At 60.3% G+C, this 13363-nt stretch carries 14 protein-coding genes and 1 pseudogene; 11 read left to right on the forward strand and 4 right to left on the reverse strand.

Going from position 1 to position 13363, the window contains the following annotated elements; all coding sequences use genetic code 11:
- Positions 1-66 precede the first annotated feature (66 nt).
- The 3 genes and pseudogenes from V1289_RS49955 to V1289_RS34830 all read right to left on the reverse strand — a co-directional run bounded on the left by V1289_RS49955 (position 67) and on the right by V1289_RS34830 (position 2892).
- Positions 67-970: pseudogene (locus tag V1289_RS49955) on the reverse strand (LysR substrate-binding domain-containing protein).
- Positions 971-1325: 355 nt separating this feature from the next.
- The gene (locus tag V1289_RS34825) at positions 1326-1931 is read right to left on the reverse strand and encodes a tetratricopeptide repeat protein (RefSeq protein WP_334402907.1); all 606 of its coding nucleotides are present in this window, start codon (positions 1929-1931) and stop codon (positions 1326-1328) included.
- Positions 1900-2892, reverse strand: coding sequence for a winged helix-turn-helix domain-containing protein (locus V1289_RS34830; RefSeq protein ID WP_334402909.1), 993 nt, complete (start codon positions 2890-2892; stop codon positions 1900-1902). The genes V1289_RS34825 and V1289_RS34830 overlap by 32 nt, the downstream gene beginning before the upstream one ends.
- Positions 2893-3249: 357 nt before the next feature.
- Here V1289_RS34830 and V1289_RS34835 point away from each other — a divergent pair, with 357 nt between their 5' ends.
- The 11 genes from V1289_RS34835 to V1289_RS34885 all read left to right on the forward strand — a co-directional run bounded on the left by V1289_RS34835 (position 3250) and on the right by V1289_RS34885 (position 11905).
- Positions 3250-3996, forward strand: a complete 747-nt coding sequence (locus tag V1289_RS34835) for an SDR family NAD(P)-dependent oxidoreductase (protein ID WP_334402912.1) — start codon at positions 3250-3252, stop codon at positions 3994-3996.
- A gap of 109 nt (positions 3997-4105) precedes the next feature.
- Positions 4106-4543 (forward strand): GlcG/HbpS family heme-binding protein, encoded by a 438-nt coding sequence (locus V1289_RS34840; protein WP_334402914.1) that lies wholly within the window; start codon positions 4106-4108, stop codon positions 4541-4543.
- Positions 4544-4559: 16 nt separating this feature from the next.
- Complete coding sequence (locus V1289_RS34845) at positions 4560-5438, forward strand: alpha/beta fold hydrolase (protein ID WP_334402916.1); 879 nt, start codon at positions 4560-4562, stop codon at positions 5436-5438.
- On the forward strand, positions 5435-6067 hold the full coding sequence (locus V1289_RS34850; protein WP_334402918.1) for a glutathione S-transferase family protein: 633 nt from the start codon (positions 5435-5437) through the stop codon (positions 6065-6067). The genes V1289_RS34845 and V1289_RS34850 overlap by 4 nt, the downstream gene beginning before the upstream one ends.
- Positions 6068-6107: 40 nt before the next feature.
- Positions 6108-6509 (forward strand): nuclear transport factor 2 family protein, encoded by a 402-nt coding sequence (locus V1289_RS34855; RefSeq protein ID WP_309183138.1) that lies wholly within the window; start codon positions 6108-6110, stop codon positions 6507-6509.
- Between the two features lie 60 nt (positions 6510-6569).
- Positions 6570-7262 (forward strand): flavodoxin family protein, encoded by a 693-nt coding sequence (locus V1289_RS34860; protein ID WP_334402921.1) that lies wholly within the window; start codon positions 6570-6572, stop codon positions 7260-7262.
- Between the two features lie 41 nt (positions 7263-7303).
- Positions 7304-7672: a DUF427 domain-containing protein gene (locus V1289_RS34865; protein ID WP_334402923.1), complete on the forward strand. Its 369-nt coding sequence runs from the start codon at positions 7304-7306 to the stop codon at positions 7670-7672.
- A 77-nt stretch (positions 7673-7749) separates the two neighbouring features.
- Positions 7750-8478: an SDR family NAD(P)-dependent oxidoreductase gene (locus V1289_RS34870; protein WP_334402925.1), complete on the forward strand. Its 729-nt coding sequence runs from the start codon at positions 7750-7752 to the stop codon at positions 8476-8478.
- 78 nt (positions 8479-8556) lie between these two features.
- Positions 8557-9600 (forward strand): SDR family oxidoreductase, encoded by a 1044-nt coding sequence (locus tag V1289_RS34875; protein ID WP_334402927.1) that lies wholly within the window; start codon positions 8557-8559, stop codon positions 9598-9600.
- 162 nt (positions 9601-9762) lie between these two features.
- On the forward strand, positions 9763-10509 hold the full coding sequence (locus V1289_RS34880; protein ID WP_334402929.1) for an SDR family NAD(P)-dependent oxidoreductase: 747 nt from the start codon (positions 9763-9765) through the stop codon (positions 10507-10509).
- A gap of 118 nt (positions 10510-10627) precedes the next feature.
- Complete coding sequence (locus tag V1289_RS34885; RefSeq protein ID WP_334402932.1) at positions 10628-11905, forward strand: MFS transporter; 1278 nt, start codon at positions 10628-10630, stop codon at positions 11903-11905.
- Positions 11906-12205: 300 nt separating this feature from the next.
- Here the strand turns inward: V1289_RS34885 and V1289_RS34890 are convergent, their stop codons facing one another.
- The gene (locus V1289_RS34890) at positions 12206-13312 is read right to left on the reverse strand and encodes a DUF2336 domain-containing protein (RefSeq protein ID WP_334402935.1); all 1107 of its coding nucleotides are present in this window, start codon (positions 13310-13312) and stop codon (positions 12206-12208) included.
- Positions 13313-13363: the final 51 nt, after the last annotated feature.

Below are 13363 nucleotides of genomic sequence, written 5' to 3' on the forward strand. Positions count from 1 at the left end.
CGGACGAGAGCCGTGGCGCGCCAGAGGATGGCGGGCGCGCCACGTGTCATTGCGCGGCAACCAGGATCATCGGCTGCCGCTCTTTGTAACCAGAAACTTCAAATCATCCACTTTCGCTAGAATGAATTTTACGAGCGGCGACGTGTTCGCCTCGTTATAGCCGATGACCAGGTCGACCGTTGGCGGCGCACCGCGTATCGGTCGGCTGACGACGGTTTTCGGCAACAGATTTTGAGCATAGAGCGGAAGCAGGCCGATGCCTCCGGTGGAGGCCACCAGCGAAATCCCCATTGCCAGGTTCTCGGCCTGATGGTCGGGTTTCACGCCGATAGGCTTGAGGTAATCGTTGATAGCAGCCCACGTGGTCGGTGCCCGGATCGGGGACACTCCGATAAACGTCTGGCCCGCGATGTCCTGCGGACGAATGGAACTCCGGGCAGCCAAAGCGTGGTCGCACGGCATCACGACGATCAGCGGGTCCTTTCGCAACAGCCTGAATTTCAGACCGGGCGCCTGTTTTTCCGGGACGCAAGAAGGCGAGGTCGATCTTTCCACTAATGAGATCTGCGGCGAGATCCGGTGAGTCCTGGCTGTGGATGACGACTTCAGTGCTCGGCAGTTCGGCGCGCAGGATTTCCATCACGGCGGGCAGCCAATCCATCTCGTAGCCGGTGAGGAAGCCGATCGCAAACAATGTCCGCGGCGGTCGCGCTGCTCGGCGCGCCGCCTCCGTAGCTGCCTCCGCCTGGGTAAGCGCCAGCCGTGCATGGTCGAGAAAGGCCCGACCGGCGGCGGTCAATTCAATGCCGTGCACGCTACGTACCATCAGCTGAACGCCGACCTCGTATTCGAGATCGCGGATTTGCCGGCTCAGCGAAGGCTGCGCGGTGCGCAGCCGTTTTTCAGCCGCGAGCGTCAGGCTGCCCTCTTCGGCAACCGCGATAAAATAACGAAGGTGCCGTAGCTCCATCGCGCTATCCCGTATCTCCAAGGCATGCCCACCAACTTATAAAGTCTTTGGCGAGGGCGCCAGCGGTTCCTACTTGCCCAACCACGGAGGTGCCCTCGGCAGACACCTGCAGGGCTTATCAGTTTCCCCGGCGGGACAATCCATGCTCTGCCGGGTTTGCACTCGAAGGCTCCTTGCGACGTTCATCCGCGATTTGCACGCCGGCTGGTCGCGAGGACCTGCCGGTACCAATTTCTACGAAATCAGCTTCAAGGATAAATTCCACAGGCGTTCGGCGTTCTCCGGATCGAGCGAATGCATCGCAGCGATTTGCGTCTCGTATTCGATGACCTCGTCCGGCACAATTTGCGCGGGCTCATTCGGGCAGCCCCGCTTTCCGGAGCCCCTCCGTCAGCAGCGTCGCGTTTGATTGCCCGCCCCGGGCGATCCACGAAGAGATTGTAAAGGCGGGATCAACCTCAAGGAGACACGCCGCCGCCTCACGCGCCTCGGCGTCACGTCCGAGATGGGCGAAGGCGGACGCGAGACAGCGGTATGGTTCCGGATAGACGGGGTTCTGACGTTGGGCTTTCTTCCCTGCGACGATAGCCTCGTCAAAGCGGAAAAGCTCGATGAAGGCATACCCCATCCCGACAAATGAATGGTGTAGCGCCGGGTCTACTGGGCTCATGCGAATGGCACGTTGAAAGCTCCGGACCGCTTCATCGGGCAGCCCCGCATTTCTAAAGACCCAGCCTCTTCCGTTCCATGCCCGAAACGAATTTGGGTTAAGCGCGACGGCCCGGTCAACCATTTCGATCTCAGTTTCACAATCGCCGACCATGAACGCCGAGATCAAGCTAGCCCATGTCAACGTGTCTGGATCATCATCGTCGACGCCCAATGCCAAGCGCAGAAGCCGAACTGCTTCCTTGCGGTCGAATTGAGCATTAACAGCGTAGCCCCAAAGGACGTTGTTCATGTGACAGATACCTGCCAGAGCGGCGACCAACCCGAACCGAGGGTCCAGCTCCAAAGCGCGGTGAGCTAGCCGGATCGCCTCGGCCAAACCTTCGGCGGGTCGATATGTAATACTGCTGCATAGCACGGAGATAGAAATCATAGGCGGTGAGGTTCTCTGGTCGTCGCCGCGTCGCCATTGCAGTTTCTGTTTGAAGCAACTTTGGCTGAATAGCCGAAACAGCGGCGGCCGTGACTTCATCCTGGAGAGCAAAAATGTCCGTCAGGTCTCGTTCGAACCTGTCCGCCCAGATATGCGCGCCGGTCACGGCATCAATCAACTGCCCAGTGATGCGAACTTTCCTCGACGCCTTGCGCACAGACCCCTCAAGGACATAGCGCACGCCAAGCTGGCGTCCGACCTCCTTGATATCGACGGCTCTGCCCTTGAAAGTGAAACTCGAATTGCGAGCGATCACGAACAACGATCTAAACCGCGAAAGCGCGATGGTGATCTCCTCAACCATTCCGTCCGCAAAATACTCCTGCTCGGGATCGCCGCTCAGGTTCTCGAACGGCAATACGGCGATCGAGGGCTTGTCCGGGAGCGCGAGCGCGGGCGTTGACGATTCAAAGCGGCTGTCTGGAACGGACGCGGTACCGGAAGGCCGATTCGTTTCATGCACCGCGCCAACAAAACGAAAGCCTTTGCGTGGCAGTGTTTTGATAAGACGTTGTTCTTCGCCGGAATCGCCGATCACGCTTCGCGCAGCGTTTAGACGGGTCGTCAACGCCGCATCAGATACGATACGTCCCTTCCATATTGCGCTCACGAGGTCGTCTTTGCTGACGACGCGCTCCTTGTTGCGGATCAAGTAATCGAGCAGATCGAAAACCTGTGGCGTTGTCGGGACCACGTCGGTCCCGCGTTGTAGTTCGCGCCGGTCGGTGTCGAGAGCGTAATTCTCGAAGAAATAGCGCACGCTACCGCCCCTAGGGTTGGCCGCAGATCGCCTGAGGGCACTCCTGCACGGAAAAAGTAAGCCGCCTGCAAGGAAAATGTAAGCCGGATGTCAAGCAGGCCTTCCGATGTTTTGGCATCTTATGCAGAGGAACAGACAGTCGGTAGGTGCCCAAAATAACGAAGGTGCCGCAGTTCCATCTCGCCTTCCATATCTCTCAGGCATGCCTACCAACTTATAAAGTCTTTGGCGAGGACACCAGCGGTTCCTACTTGCCTAATCACGGAAGTGCCCTCGGGAGACACCTGTAGGGCTTAATGGCTTCTGGCGGGACAATTCATGCTCCGCCGGCAGGAAACATGAATGAGGAGCCGGAACATGAGCACCCCAGTCGTATTGATCACCGGCGCCTTGACCGGCATCGGCCGTGCCGCCGCCATCGCCTTCGCCAGGAAGGGCGCGAAGATCGTCGTATCCGGTCGGCGTGATGAGACCGGCAAGGCCCTCGTCAAGGAGTTGCGCACGCTCGGTTCGGAGGCGGAGTTCGTCAACGCCGACGTTCGCAGGGAGGACGACGTCCGCGCCATGGTCGACAAGACGATCGCGCGGTTTGGCCGTCTCGATGTCGCGGTCAACAACGCCGCCACCGAAGGCCAGGTTGGTCCGATCACGGACCAGACCGCGGAAAGCTTTGCCGCGACCTTTGAGACAAACGTTCTCGGCGTGGTGCTGAGCATGAAGCACGAAGTGCGCGTCATGCAGGCTCAGGGGAGCGGTAGCATCATCAATATTTCCTCGACCTACGGGCACAAGGGTGCCGGTTTCGCCTCGATCTACGTCGGCGCCAAGCACGCCGTCGAAGGCATTACCAAGTCGGTAGCGCTCGAGGTCGCCAAGTCGGGAATTCGCGTCAACGCCGTCGGACCAGGTCCCACGGACACCGGCATGCTGACCCGCTTCACCGGCACGGCGGAGAACAAGGCGGCCTTGGCGACACAGGTTCCGCTGGGTCGGCTCGGACTCTCCGAGGAGGTCGCCGACGGTATCGTCTTCCTTGGGTCGGACGAAGCCAAATTCATGACGGGTCACGTCCTCAACGTCGACGGCGGACACAGCGCCAACTGAAGGCAATTCCCGTTCACGCTCCATCGATCGGGAATTGCGTAACGCAGTCGATGATGACCACCCACACCTGATCAACGCGCGACACATCTCAAATGGCGGGAGGAGTCCAATGGCCAACGTAGTGAAGAAGCACAGCATTTCTACTGAACTCGCGCAGAAAATGGTCGATCAGGCGGTGGCGAAAGCCAGAAAACTTGGCGTTGCCGAGAATGTGGCGATCCTCGATGACGGCGGCAATCTCAAGGCCTTCAGCCGGATGGATGGAGCCCCGATCCTCTCCATCGAGATCGCGCAGAACAAGGCCTACACGGCGCTGTTCGGCGTCTCGACGCAGGATTTTTTCAACTTCATCCAGCGCGACCCGTCGCTTTTGGCCGGCATTCCCACGCTTGCGCGCGTCGCGGCGTACGGAGGAGGGTTTCCGATCAAGGTGGACGGAGAAGTCGTCGGGGCGATCGGGGTGAGCGGGGCGCCCACGGTGCAGAACGATGTGGACTGCGCGAGAGCAGCGCTGGCGCTCCTGTCCGATGCGGCGCCGGCCGAGTGATGAGGGCGCGACAACAATGATTCATACCCGCCCAAAAATGATTCATACCCACCAGACCGCGCCGACGCAGTTCGTCGAAGCCAACGGCATCCGCTTTGCCTATCGCCGCTTCGGCAATCCGGCCGGCGTGCCGCTCGTCTTCAACCAGCACTTCACCGGCACCATGGACCATTGGGATCCGGCAGTGACCGACGGCTTCGCCAGGGATCGCGAAGTCATCCTGTTCAACAACGCCGGTGTATCCAGTTCCTCTGGAGAGGTGCCCACCAGGATCGGGAAAATGGGCGCCAACGCTGTGGCGTTCATCAAGGCGCTAGGACTGACGAAAGTCGATGTGCTCGGGTTTTCGATCGGCGGCTTTGTCGCGCAGGAAATCGCCCTTCAGGCGCCCGACCTCGTGAGGCGCCTGGTCCTGGTCGGCACCGGCCCGCGCGGTGGCGACGGCATGGCCACGCTCACGCCAGAGGCGCAGGAAATCTTCGGCGCCACCTATGCCGATCCCGATCATCTCTGGCTTCGCGTGCATTTCACGAAGTCCGAGAAGAGTCAGGCTGCGGGCCGCGAGTTCCTCAAGCGCTTCCGGTTACGCGCCGAGAACCGCGATCCCGAGGTCAACGAGAAGGTCGCGCCCGCCCAGATCGAGGCGATCGGCGAATGGGGCGCGCCGCGGGAGAAGCCGTTCGAATATCTGAAGTCGATCCGCCAGCCGACGCTGGTCGTCAACGGCAGCAGGGACGTCATCATCTACTCCGTGAACTCGTTCATCCTGCAGCAGCACCTGCCTGACGCCCAGCTTGTCCTTTATCCCGACGCCAATCACGGTTCGCAATATCAATATCCCAAGCGGTTCGTCCGGCACGTTTCCCTGTTCTTGTCCGAAGAGAAAGCGCGGTGAAACTCCACCACTCTGCATCCTCACCCAATTCGCGGCGCGTGCGCATATTCCTCGCCGAAAAGGGACTCTCGATTCCCCTCGTCACGGTCGATCTTGGCACAGGCGAGCAACATTCCGACGCCTACCGCGCGATCAACCCGCGCCGCGTCGTGCCTACCCTGGTGCTGGAAGATGGCGCCGCCATAGGTGAAGTGCCGGCGATCTGCCGGTACATCGAAGAGGCCCATCCGACGCCGCCCTTGCTTGGCGAGACGGCGAAGGAAAAAGCCGTGGTGGCGATGTGGGAACGGCGTGCCGAACTGGAAGGTTTTGCCGCGGTCATGGAAGCCATCCGCAATTCCGCGCCCGGTCTCAAAAGCCGCGCGATCGCCGGACCTCATGATTACGAGCAGATTCCCGAACTGGCGGAGCGTAGCAGGCTCCGGGTGAAGAATTTCTTCGCCGATTTCGACGATCGATTGGGCGAGGTTCCTTTCGTGGCTGGCCAGCGCTTCTCTGTCGCGGACATCACCGCGCTGGTGACGGTGGATTTCGCCGCCAAGGCGATCAACTTCACTGTTGCGGACCAGCACCGTTCACTGAAGCGCTGGTACGACGCGATTTCAAGCCGATCCAGCATGGCTGCGTAGTCCGCTGCGGTCCCAACACACTTGTCGTCAGGAGAATGAAATGAGCCAGTCAACGGAGTCAAAGAACAAGGCGCTCGTCCTTGAGGCATTCGACACCTTGTTCAACAAGCGGGATTACGCGGCCGCCGAACGCTTCTGGTCGCCGAACTACATCCAGCACAGTGCTCACATCGAGCCGGGCCGCGAGGGTCTCTTCAACCTCATCAAGGGTACTCCGGCGTCCCTCAAATATGAGCCGGGCGTGATCGTGGCCGAAGGTGACTTTGTCATCATCCACGGGCGATTCTCTGGCATGGGACGCCCGAAAAACTGGATCGCCGCCGACGTCGTGCGCATCGCCGACGGGGTGCTGGCCGAACACTGGGACGTCCTCCAGGATGAGGCGGCTCGCGCGGAGTCGAAGAGCGGTCGGCCAATGTTCGGCGATCGCTTTGCCGATTGATCGCGGAAATACGTGACGCAGTTTTGGACCCCGAGACACCGTTTCCACATGACAGTTCCAGTGAAAATTATCGTCGTCTATCACAGCGGATATGGTCACACCGTGAAGATCGCTGAAGCAGTCGTGCGTGGTGCAGCAGCCATCAATGGCGCGAGCGTACAGCTTGTCACCGCGGAACAGGCGCCCGGCCAATGGGAGCTTCTCGATGGTGCAGACGCCATCATCATGGGAGCGCCCACTTATATGGGCAGCCTGTCGGCACCGTTCAAAGCGTTCATGGATGCGACCTCGCACCTTCAATATGCCGAGAAGCGCTGGGAGGGCAAAATCGCAGCTGGCTTCACCAATGGCGCGTCCCGCGGCGGCGACAAGCAGAACTCGCTGGTCCAGCTGATGACATTCGCGGCCCAGCACCAGATGCATTGGGTCAATCTCGGGATGAATTACGGGAATAATCGCTCCTACACCAACGAGGACATCCTCAACCGCGACAGCTACACGCTCGGAATGGCTGGACAGGCTGACATGGACCAGAGCGGCGACGTCGCTCCGCCGCCGTCCGATCTTCGGACCGCCGAGTTCCTTGGCCGCCGAGTGGCCGAGGTCGCGCAGGAGCTGTCGGCTGGCCGGGCGACGCTCGGCCGGTCAGCTAACCGCGGCGTTTCGGGTGGTGCCGACAATCAGGATCCAGAAGGCAGGGGCGTGATGGCATCCGAAGGTAATCAAGCCACCACCGGACTGGTCACCGCCTGAGGCTTCGCGTGACCCACTTCCAATTCAGAAGGAGATACATCATGACTGACAAGCCGATCAAGATTCCGGGGCCCCATCACCCCATTTCGATCGAAGCGAACCCGTCCCGCGTCATGGTGAAAGTCGGCGGAAAAATTATCGCCGACACAAGCGATGCGTTGACGCTTCGCGAGGCGTCCTATCCGCCCGTTCAGTATATCCCCCGTCGCGATGTCGATATGGCTGCGCTCACGCGCAGCGAACACACCACGTATTGTCCCTACAAGGGCGACGCTTCCTACTACAGCATCCCGGCTGGCGGGGATCGTTCGCTCAATGCGGTGTGGACGTATGAGACCCCGTTTGAAGCGATGACGCAGATCAAGGACTACGTCGCCTTCTACCCGGACCGCGTCGACGAGATCGGCTAAGCGATACGCACGCCGCTGACCGCGCAGGCCGTAAGCGCCGCGGCGAGGAGACTCGCCGGCAAATAGGACGGACGATCATGAGCAAGCTACAGGGCAAGGTGGCCGTGGTTACCGGCGGCACCGCAGGAATAGGTTTCGCGACGGCCAAGCGATTTGTCGATGAAGGCGCCTACGTCTTCATAACAGGCCGCCGGCAAAAGGAACTCGAAAAGGCCATGAAGGTGATCGGCCGCAACATTGCCGGAGTGCAGGGAGATGTCTCCAAACTGCAGGACCTAGATCGACTCTTCCAGACCGTGAAGGCGAAGGGACAGATCGATATCCTGGTCGCCAATGCCGGCATCGGCGAATTCGCTCCTTTGGCGAGCCTCACGGAGGCGCATTTCGACAAGCTTTTCGATCTCAACGTGAAGGGCACGCTGTTTACCGTGCAAAAGGCCTTGCCACTGATGAACGACGGAGGGTCGATCATTCTCATCGGCTCCGTCGCAAGCGTCAAAGGCACAGCTTCCTTCGGTACCTACGGCGCTACCAAGGCGGCGGTTCGCAATCTGGTGCGAACCTGGACCGTGGAGTTGAAGGACCGTAGCATTCGCTCGAATGTCCTGAGCCCCGGTCCGATCAAGACGCCCCTGATGGATCTCCAACCCCCGGACGTCATTGCAAGGCTCGTCGCTACCATTCCGATGGGACGGATAGGAGAGCCGGACGAAGTCGCCAAGGCAGCAGTGTTCCTGGCCTCGGACGATTCCAGCTTCGTCACGGGCATCGAACTATTCGTCGATGGCGGCCGAGGTCAGGTCTGACCGGCCGAGACCGAAACGGGCGGAAGTGAAATTTCGGCCCCGATCTCACGTCGGGGCGACGTAGAGGAGAGAGGACAGATGTCCAAGGCAAAGCGTACCGCACTTGTCACGGGTGCCTCAGGTCTGGCCGGCGGCTACATGCTGGCTCACCTGCTCGAGCAGGGTGGCTGGGATGTCGTCGCGGTGTCGCGCCGCAAGCCGCGGATTCCCGGTGACTACAGACACATCGCCGTGGATCTTCTCGACCTCGATGATTGCCGGACAAAGCTCGGGCCGCTCACGAATATTTCGCACCTGTTCTATTTGGCAATCACGGAGCGCCCGGATCCCGGCGAGACGGGGTCAGCGAACGCCAACATGTTCTTCAACCTCGTCAAGACCATCGAGGCCGCGTCACCCGTGCTCGAGCATGTTCATCTCTCTCAGGGCACCAGATGGTACGGAAATCACCTCGGTCCGTACAAGACTCCGACCAAGGAAGACGATCCGCGGCACATGCCGCCGAATTTCTATTACGACCAGCAGGACTTTCTCGAGGGATTCCAGAAAGGAAAGCGCTGGACCTGGTCGGTTGGGCGTCCGCACGCAGTCTGCGGATTCTCCACGGGAGGACCGATGAACCTGACCCTGGCGATCGCTGTCTATGCAAACATCTGCAAGGCGTTGGGGCTGCCTCTCAGCTTTCCAGGCAAGCCCGGGGCCTATACCGCACTCTACCAGTGCACGGACGCCGCTCTTCTGGCAAAGGCCGTCGCATGGATGGCGACCGATCCGAAATGCGCCAACCAGGCATTCAACATCACCAACAGTGACCTGATCAGGTGGCAGAACCTGTGGCCCAGGTTCGCCAATTTCTTCGGGATGGAACTGGCTCCGCCACGACATATCAACCTTGCGCGGTCCATGGCGGACAAGGGGCCGATCTGGGAAAAGATCGTCGAAAAGAACGGATTGCAGAAATTCCGCTTCGAAGAGATTGCGGCCTGGGGCTACCCGGACGGCGTGTTCGCTTCCGATTACGATTATCGTCTCCGATACCAGCAAGGCCCGCCGTTTCGGATTCCACGACCTGGTGGACACCGAGGAGATGTTCCTTCGGATGTTCTTGGATTTTCAGCGTGACCGAATCATTCCGTAACACAGCGTGCGTTGTCGTCGCGTGCGCCAGGGCCACCTCATCACCTGCGACGGAAGCGATCAAGGCAATGGCGGGTCGCCTTGGCCTTAGACGTGCTTTCCGCAGATCCTTCCCGCACTACAGCCCGCTTTCAAAGGAGAACGTCCATGAGTGCATCCGTCGTCCTGATTACAGGCGCCTTGACCGGTATAGGCCGTGCCACGGCCTTGGCCTTCGCTCAAGAAGGCGCCCGGATCGTTGTGTCCGGCCGCCGCGACGAGGCGGGCCATGCGCTGACCCAGGAGCTCCGCAGTCTCGGTGTGGAAGCCGAATTCGTCCGTGCTGATGTCCGCCACGAAGACGATGTCCGCAACCTGGTCGACAAGACCATGGCACGGTTCGGCCGGCTCGATGTGGCCGTCAACAATGCCGGCACCGAAGGCAAGCCCGGTCCGGTCACGGAGCAGACGGCGGAGAGCTACGCCGCCACCTTCGATACCAACGTCCTCGGCGTGTTGCTCAGCATGAAGCATGAGATGGGCGTCATGCAGGCGCAGGGCAGCGGCAGCATTGTGAACCTGTCGTCGACCATGGGACAGCGAGGCGCGCCGGGTGCGTCGCTCTACACCGCCAGCAAGCACGCGGTCGAGGGATTGACGAAATCCGCAGCGCTCGAAGGTGCGGCATCAGGCATTCGCGTCAACGCCATCGCGCCCGGTCCTGTCGAAACCGAAATGCTTGATCGGTTCACCGGCACCGCCGAGAGAAAGGCAGGACTCGTTGCGGGAATACCTCTCAAGCGTGCGGGAACCCCCGCGGAGATCGCCGATGCCATCGTGTTCGTCGCTTCCCGCAAGGCATCGTTCATCACCGGCCAGATCATCAGCGTGAACGGCGGCAAGACCGCTTCGTAATTCCGTATTTGGAAGGCCCATCACCAAGCCTGGAAATCACCGCGCGCTTTGCCGGCGCATCGCGCGGCTGCGTCCGGAGACCGGCTGAGACTTTGCTGAACTCGCAAGGACGACAGATATGATCAAGGTAGCGCCTGAGTCCGTTCGTCGTACCGTGGCGGACCGGACTCAGCCTCCAGTGGGAGGGCGATTCGTCCTCGGGCGCCGCGCGAGTCTGTTGGTTTCGGCGGGCGTGGTCAGTCATACGCTTTGGACAAGTGCGGCGCCTGCACTGACATACGGGCTTTATGCCGACGAATGGCATCTCACCCATACGGTGACGGCGGGCATCTTTGCCATCTATCCGATTGGCGTTGTTGTCATGCTGGTCGGCTTCGGCGGAATTTCCGATCAAATTGGTCGCCGCGCGACGATGTTGGCCGGCTTCTTTGCTTCGTTGGCCGGCGCTCTGTTGTTTGCGGTCGCACCTGACGTATGGTGGGTATTCGCCGGACGTGCCCTGATGGGCATCGGCGTTGGCTTGGCGGCGAGCCCGTCGACCGCCGCGATTTTGGAGTTCATAAGCGAGGAACGTGCGAAGAGTGCGGCCTCGGTCACGATGGGGGCGCAGGCTATCGGCTTCGCCGCTGCTTTGCTGCTCGGCGGCGCCTTGACGGAATACGGGCCATGGCCGACGCGCCTTTGCTTCTGGATACTGGCTGTTCTGCTCTTCATCCTGCTGACTGGGGCCTGGTTCTTGCCGCGGCATGCGGCCGGCGGTGCGGTCGGCGGCTGGCGCTCTCGGATGCCGTCGGTTCCGACGGATGTGCGTCGGGTCTTCGCGGTGTCATCGACCGCCATGATGGCAGCCTATACGTTCGGCGTGCTGGTCCTCTCGCTCGGCGGGCAAGTTGAGCATGACCTGATCGGCTCACCCAATGCCTTTCTCAACAGCACCGTTCTTTCATTATTTCCCATCGTGATGGGAGCGATCGGGATCATCGCCCGGACCCTCTCGCCACGGGTGGCGCTGATCGCCGGCGCGCTGATCTCCTGTTCAGGCATGGTGCTATTGATCCTGGCAGTCAATGTGCGCGATCTGGTCATCTATCTGCTGGCGATCGCCGCTGCGGGAGCGGCGTACAGCCTGTTGTTTGTCGGCGGTCTGCAAGTGATCAGCGCGGCTGCTCCCGAGCGCAACCGTGGCGGCATACTCGCCGCACTCTATCTCCTGAGTTACCTGTCGATGGGCGCGCTCGCCCTCGTTCTAGGCGCTATCGCGACCGCGAGAGGGCTTGGTCTCGCCGTCGATCTCGGTGCGGCAGCGATCATCCTGATGAATGTCGCCACGCTTGCACTCGCCGCGACCACGCCATTCACCAAGCCCCATTCCCCCGCTCCCCCTTTATCCACGTGACTACCACGCGAACGATCGCCTTGTTCCAAATCGCGGATGGTATACCGCCGACAGGGGAATTTAAGCCGGCATGCTACGTCTGCCGCGCAAGCGCTTTGACGCCGTCGGGAACAGGAACCCGGCCCTGCGCACTCTCGCTTTCGGGTCGATGTCTGCGAATTCCATCTGGGCCAAACGAACGCGTTCCCGCGGCGCGACGCGCCCGAGCTTTGCGCTTGTCACCCTCGAGAAAAAGAGGGTGCAGGGAATGCCGGGTGCACGCCGCACCCGCGGTCTCGCGTCGCAGCGCTCTCCAGACGTTCAGACGGCATGAAGCTGGGGAAGGCCGCGGAAACCGGAGTCCACTGATTCCTTCCGCGAGTGATAGATCTTCAAGACCTTTTTGGACGTTGCAACGTCCAGCTGGACGAACGCTTTCTCCATTTCGGAGAGGTCTTTGGCAAGGACTCGATGTTCCGCGGCGCCAAGGAACACCAGCGCCATAGTCGTATTCCACGATAGGTCGAGGGCTTTCGCCAGAATCAGCAGTTCTTCCTTGTTCGCGGCATGCAGCGCACGTTCCACCACGTCAACCGGCAAGGCACACAACAGCGACAGCGCGACGATAGCTTCATCAAGCTTGCGGGTCGCGGCGTATTCGAGAACGTGGGCTTCATTCAACTCACCGAGTTGGTGTTTCGCTCCCACGGTCCGCTTGGCGTTGAAGTAGCTCTTTGACGCCGGTCCAAATATCGAATGCAATGCCCCGGTTACATCGGTTACTGCACCTTGAACTTGACTTTCGGCTTCTGCCCGCTCGCCTTCAAGTTTCCTTTTCACATCGGCGGACGCCTTCGCGATCATTTGCTGAAAAAGATGCCTGGGAATGTCCCGACGCTGCCCAAGATGCTCGGCGATAATGGAATCGTTCTCAGCCCGCCTTATCAAACGAAGGAAACCGGACTCCGAGAAACGCGCGCCGACGTTAGCAGTAACCGAATTCACTACCTGCCGATCACCCCTCGCAACAAGCACATCGGTGACCGGTTCAGCGATCGATTTTCGCAGCGAGATTGCAAGCAGATGCCCCTGGCTTTTCGAGCGAGCGTTCGCAACCAAAGCCGGGACTTCAAGCCGCTCGGAGTAACGAAGGACGGGACTGGCGACGTCTATCGAATCGTCAAAGGCAAGCTTGTTGATCATGTAGATCGGCGCATGGTCGCAGCGTGCCAGCCGCTTCGCAAGCTCCGAGCGGGCAGCCAATTCAATTTCCTCTGAGAGCCGCCCGATCACTTCCCCAAAGATCCAGATCTGATCTTCGGTATAGCGGCCGGCTATCAGCATATCGGTGGCATGCCACAGCGCCTTCAGACGGCTTTCGGATGATCCCCGGGAAATTGCGTCATTCAGCTCCTTGAGATGGGACATCGCACGATCCGCGAAAGCTCGACGTCTAAAAGAAGGAACTCGCGATAACCG

Origin of the sequence: Bradyrhizobium sp. AZCC 2289, assembly GCF_036924615.1 — a bacterium.
GTDB lineage: Bacteria > Pseudomonadota > Alphaproteobacteria > Rhizobiales > Xanthobacteraceae > Bradyrhizobium.

Bases quoted from the DNA above. Each gene is read 5' to 3' on its own strand.
- V1289_RS34825 (WP_334402907.1), bottom strand. From the start codon at position 1,931: ATGAACAACGTCCTTTGGGGCTACGCTGTTAATGCTCAATTCGACCGC.
- V1289_RS34835 (WP_334402912.1), top strand. From the start codon at position 3,250: ATGAGCACCCCAGTCGTATTGATCACCGGCGCCTTGACCGGCATCGGC.
- V1289_RS34840 (WP_334402914.1), top strand. From the start codon at position 4,106: ATGGCCAACGTAGTGAAGAAGCACAGCATTTCTACTGAACTCGCGCAG.
- V1289_RS34845 (WP_334402916.1), top strand. From the start codon at position 4,560: ATGATTCATACCCGCCCAAAAATGATTCATACCCACCAGACCGCGCCG.
- V1289_RS34855 (WP_309183138.1), top strand. From the start codon at position 6,108: ATGAGCCAGTCAACGGAGTCAAAGAACAAGGCGCTCGTCCTTGAGGCA.
- V1289_RS34865 (WP_334402923.1), top strand. From the start codon at position 7,304: ATGACTGACAAGCCGATCAAGATTCCGGGGCCCCATCACCCCATTTCG.
- V1289_RS34870 (WP_334402925.1), top strand. From the start codon at position 7,750: ATGAGCAAGCTACAGGGCAAGGTGGCCGTGGTTACCGGCGGCACCGCA.
- V1289_RS34875 (WP_334402927.1), top strand. From the start codon at position 8,557: ATGTCCAAGGCAAAGCGTACCGCACTTGTCACGGGTGCCTCAGGTCTG.
- V1289_RS34880 (WP_334402929.1), top strand. From the start codon at position 9,763: ATGAGTGCATCCGTCGTCCTGATTACAGGCGCCTTGACCGGTATAGGC.
- V1289_RS34885 (WP_334402932.1), top strand. From the start codon at position 10,628: ATGATCAAGGTAGCGCCTGAGTCCGTTCGTCGTACCGTGGCGGACCGG.
- V1289_RS34890 (WP_334402935.1), bottom strand. From the start codon at position 13,312: ATGTCCCATCTCAAGGAGCTGAATGACGCAATTTCCCGGGGATCATCC.